Consider the following 14,157-nt stretch of genomic DNA (forward strand, 5'->3'; position numbering starts at 1 on the left):
AATCTTGGCCCACTATTTACACCTCAACGCGCCGAGGCCAAGTCCACCTTATTACAGCAGCATGGCACCAACAATGCCAAAGATGACCAGCGGAATATTGTACACGAGGAAGGTCGGCACACATGTGTCCCAGATGTGGTCATGCTGACCATCCGCGTTGAGACCCGCCGTTGGGCCAAGGGTCGTATCCGAAGCCGGTGATCCAGCGTCCCCGAGGGCAGCCGCAATCGCGATCAGGAGGATGGTTGCCTTCGGGCTGAAGCCCATAGTCATTGCCAGCGGCACGTAGATGACCGCCAGAATTGGCACCGTACCAAAGGAAGTCCCAATCCCCATGGTAATCAGAAGCCCCAGGAAGATCATGACGGTTGCGGCAATCAGCTTGCTGCCGCCCATGAGATCCGCAGATGCCGCGATCAGCGTCTCAACACCGCCCGTCGCTCTCATAACCGCGGCATAGCCAGACGCGACCAGCATGACGAAAGCAATGAAGCCCATGATCCGGATGCCGCCGTCCATCATTTCGTTGATCTCGCCCCACTTGATAACCCTTGTGGCGACCATGATGCCAAGACCCACAATGGCGCCAAGAGGCAGGGATCCAAAGACAAGCTGAACCACCAGCGCCGACGCGCCCGCCAAAAGCGTGATATAGTGCACCGCAGTGACCTTGCTGTCCTTAGCTGTGGCTTCACTGTCGAAATTCACGTCGTCAATGCCTTCAACATCTTTATACTCTCTGGGCTTTCTGTAGACGAAAATAGAGATCACGAAGCCCACCAGCATGGCCAGACCCGCTACCCAGTTGGACTTCCAGATCATGTCCATGGAAACGTCCAGACCGCTGGCCGCCATTTGATCCCGAATGATCCCGTGATAGATGATCCCAAAGCCAAAAGGCAGGGTGATGTAAGGCACTTTAAGACCAAACGCCAGGGCAGATGCCGCTGTACGGCGGTCCAGCTTCAACCGGTTCATGAGGGGAAGCAGCGGTGGAATAAGAATGGGAATGAAGGCGATATGTACCGGAATCAGCGTTTGTGAAAGGGATGCGACAAAAGCAATAATTAATAATAAGACCAGTTTGTTGCCTTTGATGAGCTTTGCGATCATCAGCGTCAGCGCTTCCGCTGCCCGGGTCTTGTGAATGGCCGTTGCCAGCGCGCCGAGCAGGATGTAGCTCAGTGCCGTCTGAGCGTTGCCGCCCATGCCGCCAATCAGCGCGTCCATAGTTTCCTGAAGCGGCATTCCAGCGGTAAAGCCGCCCACCAGCGCCGCAATGATCAGCGCGAGAATAACATTGAGCTTGAGCAGACACAAGACTGTCATCACGACGACCGAGACGACTATAGGGTTGGTTAACAATTCCATTTTGTTCCCTCCTGTTTTTAAACTTTCTTCGATTCATCCGCATTCGCCTGTCCCACTTGGGCTCGTGTGGCGTGAATTCGCGGGCAAGCCTCCTTTCTCCTGAGATATGTTAGTGTGACCTTTCTTTGTGAAAGAAAAGACATTGTGTCCAAGTTACCAAAAAAACGTCAACAAATCGTCAATAATTGGATGGCTAAGAAGAATGAAGTGTGAAAAAGACCATCGGCAATTAAAAGCGCTTAAAGCCTTTATATGCCTATGGTCAAGCCGGCCAGGGCGTGCACGGGGCAGAGAAAAGTGAACTGGCGCTGGTCTTTTACCCCTTCAGTTTTTATGCACCATTCGAGGGTATTAATAATGTGTAGGTCCTCCTTCACCCGTCCACCCGTAACCTCATTTGGGGAGTGTGAATGATATGACAAAAGTATTTGCTGTCAATGGAAGCCCAACCATGGAAAAAGGCGACACAGCCCTGCTGCTGAATGTGTTCCTCCAGGGGATGGAAGACGCAGGTGCTGATGCAGCCCTCCATTATGCCAGCAAATTAGATCTCAAGCCTTGTTCCTGCGGGCAAATGTACTGCTGGTACCAAAATCCCGGCGAATGCTGCGTCCAGGATGAATTTCAGACGTTGTATCCCAGCCTGAAGGCCTCAGATATTCTGGTCCTGGCGACGCCGGTCTACATACCGCTTCCGGGGCGCATGCAGGACGTCATGAACCGGTTATGCCCTCTGATTAAGCCAAAGCTCGCGTTCCGGGAGGGCCGAACGCGGGCGGAATCCCACAGCGCGTTCAACATCAAGAAAATTGTCTTGGTCTCTGTAGGCGGTTGGTGGGAGCTTGAGAACTTCGACACTGTGGTCAGGATTGTCCGCGACTTCTCCGAGACGGCCGGCGTTGAGTTTTCCGGCCCGGTTTTGAGGCCGCACTCATTTCTGATGTATGATGAAACGGGGATGACAGCCGCCGGAACAGCCGTTTTGGAGGCGGCCAGGAAAGCGGGGCATCAGCTGGTGGCGGAAGGCTCTATAGACTCCGAAACCCTGGCGGCCATCAGCAGGCCACTCGTCCCGGAAGCAGAACTCAGGGCGCGGTATAACAAAGCGATTGAACGCTTTCCAAAGTGAAGGAAAGCAAAGACCATCGGCAGAGTTTTTTGGGCCTTAAAAGACTCAAAAACTCTGCCGATGGTCATTTTTCACCCATTTATCCAATTCGCCACACAGAAGCACAATCATTTCACTTTCGCCTTATCTCCCGTCATAAAAGATTGAATTTCCGTTTTCGAAAATCGCCATTCCCTGCCAATCTTTTGTGCTTTTAATCTTCCATCCCTGATCATATTGTATATGGTTTGGTTGCTGACTCTTAATAAATCTGCGACCTCAGACAAATTCAGCTGATCAGGTTTCTCTCCCACATCACTTTCAGACAGGCTTTTGCTCAGCTTTTGGAGCATCAGCGCATCTTTTCCTTCAATAGTGATTTCGCCACATTTGGGGCATATATAGGTCTCAACACCTTCTACAGTAAGCTTATACTCACCCCAGCCCGTATGAATCGTCGTTTTTCTTTTTTCCATCTCCAGATTGCAGATATGACACATTTTAGTCACCGACGCTGCACCTCTCTTCTTTTTAGAACATCATCGATCCAGTCCCAGGTTTCTTTTTTTGTTCATGTTTGTTCATGATATCAGTCTTATACTTATTATAAGACATTTTTCTTGTTTTTTATATCAATAATATAAATTATTATAAATTATTGATATATTTTGAACTCATCATCTATTTTTATGACTTTTTACTTCCTATGCGTATAGATTGCATGACGGCCGAAGTCAACAGTTTTTGGCCTTAAAGGTTTTTTCTTGCCGATGGTGTCTTGACTCCAAATTTACCCATAAAAAAAGGGATCAGCCCGCTTGTGAGGCTCGATCCCTGTTTGTGGTTTAAATTCTTGTTCAACTTCATCATCTTCACTGCCTGTACCTGTCACCAAAAAACGTCTTTTACTCTATCTAATCTCTATAAGCCTTGCAATCGCTTCATAAAATTGTTAACAACTTCCGCATCTTCACTGATGGTGACAGGTACGGGGGAATCTTGCCCCCGAAACCCTGCCGATGGTGTCTTGACTCCAAAGCAACCCATAAAAAACAGGGATCAGCCCGCTTGTGAGGCTCGATCCCTGTTTGTGGTTTAAATTCTTGATCAACTTCACTGCCTGTACCTGTCACCAAAATTCATCATTTGCTCAAGTCATTCTCTGCAAGCTATGCAATAGCTACATCAGGCATCAAACAACTTCCGCAACTTCACTGAAGGTGACAGGTACGGGCTAAATCGATGTAATTATCCAAGAAGCTGGAGAACGCCCTGAGGCATTTGATTTGCTTGTGCAAGCATTGCCGTTGCAGCCTGGTTGAGGATGTTGTTCTTGGTGAAATCCATCATTTCCTTGGCCATATCTACGTCTCTGATTCTGGATTCAGCAGCTGTCAGGTTTTCAGAAGTGGTTGTCAGGTTGTTGATGGTGTGATCCAGTCTGTTCTGAACAGCACCAAGCTTGGATCTTTCAGCAGATACCAATTCGATAGCATCGTCAATCGCTGTAATTGCAGAACTTGCACCAGCCTGTGTTGTCACATCAATGGTATCAATGTTAAGTCCTCCACTGGTCATTTCATTGATGGAGAGATCCATGTCCTGCCCTTCATTGGCACCAATCTGGAACTTGAGGCTGCCGCCTGTAACCACTACATCTCCAACTGCATCGTCAGCGGTGTAAAAAGCGTTGGTTTCAACAGTAATGCCAAAATCACTGAAATTCAGCTTCTGAGCGCCATCTGCATTGGTAATGGTCTGAGATTTTGTACCCGCAGAGTTTACCATGGTCAGTTCACCAGCAGCACCACTGGAAATCGTGTAAGTGTCAGCTGCAGCACCTGTGCTGGCAACTTTAGCTACACCCGCACCTGCAAGCAAAGTAGTAGTTGCAGCATCCTGTTCGACCGTAGCTCCAAGACCACCATTCAGAAGAGTCTTCTTATTAAACTCTGTGGTTCCAGCAATTCTGTCTATTTCATCAGACAGTTGCTTCATTTCCTTGTCGATTTCACCTCTGTCAACATCGGTATTGGTGTCATTGGATGACTGAACTGCAAGTTCTCTCATTCTGTTAAGAATAGAATGTGTTTCATTCAGTGCGCCTTCAGCTGTTTGAATTAAAGAAATACCATCCTGTGCGTTTCTTACAGATTGGTTAAGACCCTTTATCTGCCCTCTCATCTTCTCCGAGATCGCAAGACCTGCCGCATCATCCCCAGCTTTATTAATTCTTAAACCTGACGACAATTTCTCGAGTGACTTAGACTGTGCAGACTGCGCGCTTGATAATCTTGAATAAGTGTTCAAAGCCGAAATATTGTTATTAATCCTCATGTTCTTTTTTCCTCCCTGAAAACATTTTTTTGATTTGCGAACATCCATTTTCGCAAATTTGACACCAGCCAACCTATGATCATCTCGGTCCGCTGTTTCGGATGCATTTTTTCACCCTCATGCTGTATTAATCGGTTCCTTTTTCATTTCGTTAATAGCCTTTGATTAATTTTTTTCTTTTTTTGTCTTGGTTTTTCATTTTTTCGTCTTTATTCTTCTAATCTTTCATCCCACCTAATCCCACAAAAAAACCACACCGCTGCCAGCAACCCTCGCCAGCCACGGTGTGACTAATTTAAACCCTTATCCCTTTTTTCTCAAACGGCCCACAAGCCTCTGCCTCAATTCACCCTCTCCTCAACCGTCTCCGCCAGCACCCGCCCAACAAACACAGCCACAACCCCCTCATCAAACTGGGTCCCGACACACCGCCGCAGCTCTGCCACAGCCTCTTCCTTGGTCTTTGGCTTATGGTACGACCGCTTCGCCGTCATGGCCTCATAAGAATCCGCCACCGCAATAATCCGGGCATACAGCGGAATCTGGTCGCCTCTCAGCCCCTCCGGATACCCCTTCCCGTCTACGCGCTCATGGTGGTACAGCACCGCCTCCGCCACGCTGGCATACTCATCCGCGGACTTGAGGATCTGATAGCTCGTCTCCGGATGGCGCTTGATGATCTCAAATTCTTCCTCCGTCAGCCGACCAGGCTTGTTTAACAGCTCCGGTGAAATCATGATCTTTCCAATATCATGGAGCACCCCGGCGGTCTTGATCTCCTGCACGTCCTTCTCACTGAGACCCATCTCCCGGGCGATCGCCTCACAATATTGAGACACCCGCTCCGTATGAATCTGCTCCTGGTCGTACTTCAGATTGATGTTCTTCAGCACCATCTCAATGGTCTGACTCCGCATCAGCTTCCCGTACTTCAGCTTCTCCTTGTACATATTATTATCTGCCAGGGTCATCACGTCGCTCATGTCCTGGCCGGCTTCACACTTGCTTGCATGCCCCACCGCCACAGAGACAATCACCGACTCCAGCTTGACCTTGGCCGCCGCCTCCATGATCCGCTTCTTGATGCGCTCAGCCTCGAGCTCAGAGGTCTTTGGCAGCAAAATGATAAACTCATCCCCGCCAATCCGGCCTATGACGTCCTCTTCCCTGCAGACACGCCTGAGAAGCCCCGCCACACTCTTCAGCAGCCGGTCCCCCATCTTGTGTCCAAAGGCATCATTCGTCAGCTTCAGGCCGTTCACGTCAATGGTCACCACCGAAAACGGCAGGTTTCGCACTGTGTCCATCCGCGCCAAGGCGTCCTCAATATACCTGCGGTTGTACAGCCCCGTGAGGTGGTCGTGGAAGCTCAGGTACTCGATCTCGCTGATCTTCTCCTTCTTCTCCGTAAAGTCCCTGAAGACAATGACCACGCCGGTAATAAACCCATTGCTGCTTCTAATAGGCGCCGCGCTGTCCTCAATAGGGATCTCCCTGCCGTCCTTGGCGACTAAAATGGTATGGTTCGCCAGCTCAATGATCTCCCCAATTTCCAGCACCCGCTCCACCGGGTTTTCGCAGGCCTCCCGGGTGTACTCGTTGATAATGTGAAATACCTCAGCAAAAGGCCTTCCGAAAGCCTCCGCCTGAGTCCAGCCCGTCAGCGCCTCGGCAATGGGGTTCATGACCTGAATCCGGCCGTGATGGTCTGTCGAAATGACGCCGTCCCCAACAGACAGCAGCGTGGTCTTAAACTGCTCCTTCTCGTTGTAAATCATTTGCTCCATCCTGCGCCGCTCCGTGTTGTCCATGAAGGTGACCACCGTACCGACCACCCGCCCCTCCAGCAGCTGCGGATAGGAGTGGTATTCCACGTCGAAGCAGCTTCCGTCTTTTCGCCAGAACACCTCGTCCGCCACATGCGCCCCAGTGCTGTTTGCCGATGCTCGGTAGATCCGGCATTCCTCATCCAAAATAGGCGTCCCGTCCCGCAGACTATGGTGAATCACCTGATGCAGCGACTTCCCGACAAGCTCCCCGGCATCCTCGTAGCCCAGCATTTTTAAGCCACTATCATTGATAAACGTACAGCGCCCCTGCATATCCAGCCCGCAGATCGCCTCCACCGTAGAATCCAGGATCAGTTGCAGTCTGTCCTTGTAATCCTCCAGGGCAACGTTTCGATCCCGCAGGTCCTCCGTTCGCGCCTTGACCTCATCCTCCAGGGCATGGACGTGATAGTCAATGACCTCCGCCATGTGATTAAACGACGCCGCGAGCTGCCCAATTTCGTCATGTCTGAGGATGGGCGCTCTTTGGGACCGGTGACCATCGGCAAAGCTTTCCTGGGCATTCAGGAGCATGATCACCGGAGAAAACAGCTTTTTTGAAAGCTTCAAAAACATGAGAATGATCAGAATGAGCAAAGCACCGCTGAGCAGTACCGAGGTCTCAAAGCTCCTCTGATAGCCGGCAGCGAGAAAGCCCTCCGGCACAGAGGTAATGACGAGCCAGTGGATGCCGCTTGCCTGGATGGCGGCAACTTCCGTGAACACTTGCTCGCCATCCTGGTCATAGGCATAGTCGGTTTCTCCATCAGCCATATAGCGCTGATAGGCCGCCAGCACGCCTGCGTCGTGAAATGACGCTATGGGGAGCCTTTGAAATTTCCCTTCAGCGTCCAGAGTATAATTGTCTGCTCCATAGGAATTGGCGACGAGATATCCGGTATCCCGCTCCACAATCACGGACTTGGCATCCTTTCGCCCCGCGATCTCCGCCAGCTTTTCGTTGGCGTCTTCCAGGGTGATGTGGGCGCCAAGGACCCCTTTCAGCCTGCCCGCCTCGTCATACAAAGGCGCCGCGGCAGAGATGGTCAGATCGTTCATGACAAAATGCTTATAGATGCTGGAATAGGCAAGGTCTCCCGTCTCGGAGGCCGCCTTGAACCACGCCCGTGTCCTTGGATCAAATGCCCCGGCTTGCATGACAAGGGGGCCTGCGGTCAGATCCTCCTGAACGGTATAATACCAGGAATGACCTTCCGTAGAGTCGTCGTTTCTTATGATCTCAATAGTGCTCGCATCATTTCGCCGGGCACCGTAATACTCGCCCCTTGCGGAGCCGTAGCTGAAGCTGTATACCGACTCGCCCTCATGGCTGGCCAGGGCGTTGACGAAGAATTTTTCCCTGAGGGAAGGCTGATCCATATCAATAATCCCCTGCTCCAAAAGTCCTCGGTTAACCGCCACCATGTGCTGGGGGACCTGGATGTAGGCTTCGACTTGATCCATGATTTCATGGTTGGTGCCCCGTGCAATTTCCGCGACAGTGGCATCAATAGAACTGTTCCAGTTCGAAAAGACTATGCCGCCCAAAGCTGCAACCGCAACGAGTGTACTTAAGGTGAAGGCGATAATAATAATGGACCGGATTGAAATGGTGCGTTTGATTTTTGGACCTTGCTGCATGTCGCGCTCCTTTTAGCTTTACTTGAGTCTCTTAGGGTGATGTTTTATGGCTCAGGGCTCATTATACGAAAAATAATTCAGACTAAAGTATTTTGAAAATATTGATCACAAAATGTCGAAATATGTCGCATCGCTTTGCCACTTGAATTATATCGTAGATTCCTTCTAATTGTTAAGTGAAACTTACATAAATTATTTAACTATGACAAAATTTGTGGAATCCTCACCTCAAGTAATTTCAACAACAAAAACAAGGTGCCGTAAAAGAAGCCGCCTCGCGACGTTCTTTCAGACACCTTTTAACGCTTATTAAATCCTATCTTTAATCCCATTAACCCCCAAGCTTTGAAACAACGCCTTCCACAAACTTCTTAATGCTGATCTTCCCCCGCTCCTTCGAGCGGCCATCGAGATACTTCATCTCCTGGCGGACCTGCGGAAAATCAAAAAGCAGGGTGCCATATTCCGTAAACTTGGTGTTGTAGGGATCCTCCTGACCCAGGGCAGCCATGTTGGCGAGCGCTTTTTGAATAGTCCTGCGAATTCGCTGCTCCACGGTGCGGGCGTTCACTGAGCCACCCTCCTGTTCTGCCTCCGCCTCAGCGATCTCCTTGTAGATCTCTTGAAGCTGATAGGAACCTGAGGCTGCGGTCTGATGGATTCTGAGGACCAAGCGCGACAAGTCCTTGCAGCCGCTGTCCCCCACAATGCCAAGATCTGAAAAAACGGCGCTGAGCTTTGCGTTCGCGTCCTGGGGCTGAGCACTCATCTGGGTTTTAGGCTGAGCGCCACCCATGAACTGCAGGGCGTTCTGGATCAGCGACATGGACCGCTCGAGCTCGAGGTTGTGGGCCACGCCCCGGATGACGTTGATCACCTCGATCCGGTTGACGGGTTTGCCTATGAAGAAGACTATGCCGGCGGTGTAGGCTTTCGAGACCATCGGCTCATCCTCGACCTGGGAGATCATGATGAACTTGCCCTTGTAGCCCTGCCGCAGGGCAGCCTCCATGACGGCGACCCCGTCCATGCCGGGGAGAAGGTAATCGATCAGCACGACGTCCGGGTTATAGAAGAGGATCTCCTCCGCCCCGTGGGTGCCGGCGGACAGATCCGCCACGACTTTGCCCAGCTTGTTCTTTTCTATGATCTGCTTCAGCATCACGCGGACGCTGGGGTCGTCATCAATGACCATAAAGGTGTGGGGCTGCTGGCTTTGGGCGCCGGCCCCCGGATGGGTCTCATTTTGTGATTGAAACATTGCTCACGCCTCCAGTGCCTGACGGGGGATCGTCAGAATAAATGCGGTGCCGCGCCCCACTTCTGTGTTCACTTCAATGCTGCCGCCCAGGGCGTCCAGCAGGTTCTTCACATGGGCGAGGCCTATGCCCGTGGACGCGGCGCCCGTGGCTTCGTCGTACTTCGTCGTGAAGCCCGGCGTGAAGAGCACCGGCAGCACGTCGTCCTCAATACCCTCGCCCGTGTCCCGGACTACAAACCGTGCCTGGGTCTCGTCCGCATCCAGGATGACCATAATGTCGCCGCCCTTGTCGCCACAGGCGTCCATGGCATTCACGATCAGGTTGTTGAGCATGGTGAATACGCTGTGGTAAGCCTTGATCTGGATCGACTGCCCCACCTCCACCCTGAAGGTGACCGCGCTGCCCAGCTCCTCAAGAATCCGCCGGGCGTTGACTTCAATGATGGACGCAATGTCCTTCAGGCTCATGGCACCATCTTTCTCAAAAGTCTTCACCAGACCCTCGAAGCCCCGCAGCACTCTATAGTAGTCTTTTTTGATTTCATGTACGTCCCGGGCAATGGTCAGCGCTTCGTCCCTGACTCCGGGATTGTCCTTGTGGGCCTCATACAGCCGGTGACTGCGGCTCATGACGCTCTCAATCTCCCCCATGGACTTTTTCAGGTAAAAAATCTCCGCCTGAATGTTCGCCATCACCGCGTTCAGCTGGGCGTAGCGCTTCTGGTGCTCCCGCTTCATGATCAGCAGTTCCTGGCTCCGGTAGAGGAAATAGACAAAATATGCCAGCACGCTGCGCGCTATACCTATGGTCACAATCAGTACCAGCAGCCGGGAATTGAAAGTGTTGCCCACCCAGGCCTCGACGAGGTTGCTGGCCACATCCACCACAGCGAAGGCCGCCATGGTTACAAAGGGTTGATCTTTGCGGGCTCTGAGCCTTAACGCCCAGACCATGAGGCCAAAGGAGAGGTAATATAACCCCGCAGGAAGATTTTCTTCGATCAGTGTCAGAAGTGGCAAATCCGTGAGATAGAGGCGGATGGCTGTTCTAAGGAGGACAATGGCTGTCGACGTCATCACCGCCAGCTTGACTTCTGAAATATCCTCCCGGATCAGCAGAATCAGGATCAGCGCGAGAACCCCCGCGGAAAATCTGAAGGTCGACTGAAACGGATAAAAATAGATCTGACCGAAAAAGGCGACCACGGCCATCATGAGCAAATATGTCCTAATCTGCGGCTTACGGCTTGGGTTCAATGGCAGTCGTCCTCCTTCTCAGCATTGTCAGGTCAAGCACGTTCTTATATATTTACAAAATACATGAATCCCCGAGGAACTTCAAGATGCGCCGGAGCGCCTGGTCCCTGGCAGGGCCTTGCAAAAGGACGTGACCGGCGGGCTCGAAATACTCGAGCTCAGCTTTTGAGTGTGACTTTATGCTATGAAGGCCCTTCAGAATGCACGCGGCGCTCTGGTGATGAACGGTGTCGTCGTCAAGGCCTTGCAAAATCAGCGCTGGACAGCGCACCTCGCCAAACCTTGATTTGGTATGTCTCTGAATCCGCTTGAACTCCCATAGGGCTCTGACCGGAAACTTTACGGTACTTTTCATATAATAGCGCAAATGGTCTGGTCTGCGGTTCTTTATATCCTCTCCCAGGTTCGTCATGATCCGTTTCAAATCCCAGTGCTGGATGGGGGTGCTCATGAAAATGATGGCTTCAGGGTTGTGCCGGATGGCCAGATGCACTGCAATCAGTCCGCCTGTGGAAAAGCCTGCCAGGACAATTTTGTCCGACTGCGTTTTCAGGGCTTTGTAGGCCTCTTCCGCCGCCCAGATCCATTCTTCATAGGCATAGCGCGCCATGTCCCTGCGGCTGCTGCTCGAAAGGCCTTTTATAGTAGGTGCTGCCACCAGGTAGCCCCGTTTTCTGAGGGCCTCCGCCAAGGGCTCAACCTCCCAGGGGGCGCCGCCAAAGCCGTGGAGGAGAAGAAACGCCGGCTGGCTGCGATTGCTTTGACTGCTGTGATTCATAGGCCGTTCCCCCTTTCAGGATGTTCAATCCACGTACTGCTCCCATTTTATCATACTGGAAACGCCCCTTGGAACTTTTATTGCGGTTTGGTTGGGGACAGGCACCCGCCAGATTTTCAGGCGGTGCCTGTCCCCGACCAAACATTCAGGCGGTGCCTGTCCCCAACCAAACATTCATCTATCTTTTAAAATAGTTGTAGGCAAATCCGGAAAACATTTCTATAATGGTAAAGGATGCATGCGCAGCCAATTCTTTTGAGAAGGAGTCAATTCTATATGAACTTTCTGGGTGAATCCGCCGCTTTCGCGACGGCGATCTGCTGGACCCTCACCGGCATCAGCTTCGAACAAGCCGGCAAACGCGTGGGCTCCTTTGCGGTCAATCTGCTGAGGCTCATTATTGCCCTCGCCATGATGACCGTCTTCAATTTCATAACCAGAGGGACCCTGATCCCAATGGACGCCACACCCACCACCTGGCTCTGGCTCTCCATCTCCGGGCTCATAGGCTTTGTGCTGGGCGACCTCTTCCTGTTCCAGTCTTACCTGTTGATAGGCGTCCGGGTCGCAATGGTCATTATGGCCAGCTCTCCCATATTCGCCGCCCTCCTGGGCTTTATGCTCTTCGGCGAAAAGCTCACCCTGCTGAGCTTTGCAGGCATGCTCATCACCATTTTTGGCATAGCCCTGGTGGTGTTTCTGAGAAGTGGTGGACGCGAGGACAAAGACACGACCAAACTCACCGAGCTGCCTCTCAAAGGACTGCTCTATGCTTTTATAGGCGCCTTTGGCCAGGCGACAGGCCTGATCCTCAGCAAGCTTGGCATGGGCCCGGACTTCAGCCCCCTGGCCGCGACGCAGATCCGCCTCATAGCAGGGCTCGCGGGCTTTTTGGTCCTCTACGCCATAGGCAACCGCTGGTCTGAAGCCAAGGTGGCGCTTAAAAATCCCGGCGCCATGGGCTTTATCACCATGGGCGCTTTCTTTGGGCCTTTCATGGGCGTCTCCTTCTCCCTGATTGCCGTTCAAGCCACCAAAGCCGCCATTGCGTCCACCATCATGGCGCTGCTGCCGGTCATGATCATTCCCTTTTCCGTATGGCTGTACAAAGAGCGCGTCACCTTCCGCGAAGTTATTGGTGCCGTGATGACCGTTGCGGGCGTTGCGGTGATGGTGTTTGGGCAGTGAGCCTTGGCAAAGTCCAAAAAAAATTGCAGGCGCCAGCTGGCAGGTTTGAATTGCCGGTTGGCGCTTGCTTGGTCTCTGCTGCGAAACCAGAATTTACTGGTTTTGCAGCAGCTTTTTTTTGCCGATGGTCCCTTAGCGCACCCCTTCCTCCGGTACCAAGACCCCCGCTTCGTAGTGACAGCTCGTGACAGCGTCAAAGCCGAACACCTTGCAGAAGTAAGTCGTGACCAACTCTGTGATGTGTCCAAAATCCTGGGTTTCCCCCGTAAGCTTTTCAAGGGACGTGACGCCGCGGTCCGCGATGCCGCAAGGGACAATAAACTGAAAGTGGGACATTTCAGTGTTAACATTAAAGGCAAAGCCGTGCATGGTGACACCGCGTTTAACAGCGAGTCCTATGGCCGTGATTTTACTGTCGCCTACCCAAACCCCCGTGTGCACAGGATCTTTTCCCGCAGGAATGTCAAATTCTTCTTTCAGGAGCCGGATGAACAGCTGCTCCAGATTTTCTACAAAAGGCCGAATGCCTATGCCCCCGCGCTTGATGTCAAAAATAGGATATCCCACGATCTGGCCCGGCCCATGGTACGTGACGTCCCCGCCACGTTCAATCTGATGAACCTCAATTCCCTGCTCTTTGAGAAATGCTTCAGCAAAGAGAATATGGCCATCCTCAGCGGATTTGCCCAAAGTAATAACAGGCGGATGCTCCACGAGGATCAGGGTGTCTTCAATTTCGCCCTTTTGGCGTTTGGCTACCAAATCGAGCTGAATCTGGTAAGCGGTCATATAGTCACATCTGCCGAGGTTGAGTACTTGAAGCGCTTTCATAGAGGTCACCCCACTATACCGTCTTCAGAATGGACAGCTCTTTATCTGTCCTGAGCTCCCCCATCTGAGGGACATAGAGCTTGAAATGCGGTGCCTGGAAATGGGCTTCAAGATGGGCTTTGCTTTCCCAGGTTTCCACAAAGACCAGAACGTTAGGATTGCTCTCGTCTTCAAAAAGTGCGTAGTCAATGCAGCCGTCTTCCTTGACGGTTTCTTCCACCATCTTGGCTGCCAGGGCTTTAAAGGCTTCTATATTTTCAGTGGGTACTTGGTTTTTCGATACAACTTTAATCATAGCGGATGCCTCCTAAACAGATTCTTATTGGGATAATTATAACATTTTTTTAGAGGACGTGTGGTGGATTTTGCCACGACATCTTCTTAGGGACACTTATGCACGGTTTTGCAACTCATAAACAGAAGGTTGGTTGGGGACAGGCACCAACCAATCTCCTGCGTTAAACAAAAAGCTGAAAGATCGCCAGATGGAGATCTTTCAGCTTCTTCTATCTCTTAACTTAAACTACATGGCTTATGCCAATCGATCACTTTTCAA

General features: G+C 51.6%; 11 protein-coding genes. 2 read left to right on the top strand and 9 right to left on the bottom strand.

What is annotated here, in order from left to right; genetic code table 11:
* Window positions 1–51: 51 nt before the first annotated feature.
* Window positions 52–1,371, bottom strand: coding sequence for a Na+/H+ antiporter family protein (locus BLP63_RS04910; RefSeq protein ID WP_092589771.1), 1,320 nt, complete (start codon window positions 1,369–1,371; stop codon window positions 52–54).
* 415 nt (window positions 1,372–1,786) lie between these two features.
* Here BLP63_RS04910 and BLP63_RS04915 point away from each other — a divergent pair, with 415 nt between their 5' ends.
* The gene (locus BLP63_RS04915) at window positions 1,787–2,500 is read left to right on the top strand and encodes a flavodoxin family protein (protein WP_092589772.1); all 714 of its coding nucleotides are present in this window, start codon (window positions 1,787–1,789) and stop codon (window positions 2,498–2,500) included.
* 107 nt (window positions 2,501–2,607) lie between these two features.
* Here the strand turns inward: BLP63_RS04915 and BLP63_RS04920 are convergent, their stop codons facing one another.
* From BLP63_RS04920 to BLP63_RS04945, 6 genes are all read right to left on the bottom strand, one after another.
* Complete coding sequence (locus BLP63_RS04920; RefSeq protein ID WP_242870802.1) at window positions 2,608–2,979, bottom strand: helix-turn-helix domain-containing protein; 372 nt, start codon at window positions 2,977–2,979, stop codon at window positions 2,608–2,610.
* A 748-nt stretch (window positions 2,980–3,727) separates the two neighbouring features.
* Window positions 3,728–4,888: a flagellin N-terminal helical domain-containing protein gene (locus tag BLP63_RS04925; RefSeq protein WP_330387090.1), complete on the bottom strand. Its 1,161-nt coding sequence runs from the start codon at window positions 4,886–4,888 to the stop codon at window positions 3,728–3,730.
* A gap of 269 nt (window positions 4,889–5,157) precedes the next feature.
* Complete coding sequence (locus BLP63_RS04930; protein WP_092589775.1) at window positions 5,158–8,286, bottom strand: HD domain-containing phosphohydrolase; 3,129 nt, start codon at window positions 8,284–8,286, stop codon at window positions 5,158–5,160.
* A 331-nt stretch (window positions 8,287–8,617) separates the two neighbouring features.
* The gene (locus BLP63_RS04935; RefSeq protein ID WP_092589776.1) at window positions 8,618–9,547 is read right to left on the bottom strand and encodes a response regulator; all 930 of its coding nucleotides are present in this window, start codon (window positions 9,545–9,547) and stop codon (window positions 8,618–8,620) included.
* Window positions 9,548–9,550: 3 nt separating this feature from the next.
* Window positions 9,551–10,804 (bottom strand): sensor histidine kinase, encoded by a 1,254-nt coding sequence (locus tag BLP63_RS04940; protein WP_092589777.1) that lies wholly within the window; start codon window positions 10,802–10,804, stop codon window positions 9,551–9,553.
* Window positions 10,805–10,856: 52 nt separating this feature from the next.
* Window positions 10,857–11,582 carry an alpha/beta hydrolase gene (locus tag BLP63_RS04945; RefSeq protein ID WP_092589778.1) on the bottom strand — a complete coding sequence of 242 codons (726 nt, stop codon included), beginning with the start codon at window positions 11,580–11,582 and terminating at the stop codon, window positions 10,857–10,859.
* 276 nt (window positions 11,583–11,858) lie between these two features.
* Here BLP63_RS04945 and BLP63_RS04950 point away from each other — a divergent pair, with 276 nt between their 5' ends.
* Complete coding sequence (locus BLP63_RS04950) at window positions 11,859–12,770, top strand: DMT family transporter (protein ID WP_092589779.1); 912 nt, start codon at window positions 11,859–11,861, stop codon at window positions 12,768–12,770.
* 132 nt (window positions 12,771–12,902) lie between these two features.
* On the opposite strand, the gene lipB is transcribed toward BLP63_RS04950, so the two are convergent.
* A complete protein-coding gene (lipB, locus tag BLP63_RS04955; RefSeq protein WP_092589780.1) occupies window positions 12,903–13,601 on the bottom strand; it encodes a lipoyl(octanoyl) transferase LipB in 699 nt (232 codons plus the stop codon).
* 13 nt (window positions 13,602–13,614) lie between these two features.
* Window positions 13,615–13,896 carry a putative quinol monooxygenase gene (locus tag BLP63_RS04960; protein WP_092589781.1) on the bottom strand — a complete coding sequence of 94 codons (282 nt, stop codon included), beginning with the start codon at window positions 13,894–13,896 and terminating at the stop codon, window positions 13,615–13,617.
* Window positions 13,897–14,157: the final 261 nt, after the last annotated feature.

Source organism: Acidaminobacter hydrogenoformans DSM 2784 (assembly GCF_900103005.1).
Lineage (GTDB): Bacteria > Bacillota > Clostridia > Peptostreptococcales > Acidaminobacteraceae > Acidaminobacter > Acidaminobacter hydrogenoformans.

Excerpts from the sequence above, each read along its gene's own strand:
- BLP63_RS04910 (WP_092589771.1), bottom strand. The coding sequence starts at position 1,371 with ATGGAATTGTTAACCAACCCTATAGTCGTCTCGGTCGTCGTGATGACA.
- BLP63_RS04915 (WP_092589772.1), top strand. The coding sequence starts at position 1,787 with ATGACAAAAGTATTTGCTGTCAATGGAAGCCCAACCATGGAAAAAGGC.
- BLP63_RS04920 (WP_242870802.1), bottom strand. The coding sequence starts at position 2,979 with ATGTGTCATATCTGCAATCTGGAGATGGAAAAAAGAAAAACGACGATT.
- BLP63_RS04930 (WP_092589775.1), bottom strand. The coding sequence starts at position 8,286 with ATGCAGCAAGGTCCAAAAATCAAACGCACCATTTCAATCCGGTCCATT.
- BLP63_RS04935 (WP_092589776.1), bottom strand. The coding sequence starts at position 9,547 with ATGTTTCAATCACAAAATGAGACCCATCCGGGGGCCGGCGCCCAAAGC.
- BLP63_RS04945 (WP_092589778.1), bottom strand. The coding sequence starts at position 11,582 with ATGAATCACAGCAGTCAAAGCAATCGCAGCCAGCCGGCGTTTCTTCTC.
- BLP63_RS04950 (WP_092589779.1), top strand. The coding sequence starts at position 11,859 with ATGAACTTTCTGGGTGAATCCGCCGCTTTCGCGACGGCGATCTGCTGG.
- lipB (WP_092589780.1), bottom strand. The coding sequence starts at position 13,601 with ATGAAAGCGCTTCAAGTACTCAACCTCGGCAGATGTGACTATATGACC.
- BLP63_RS04960 (WP_092589781.1), bottom strand. The coding sequence starts at position 13,896 with ATGATTAAAGTTGTATCGAAAAACCAAGTACCCACTGAAAATATAGAA.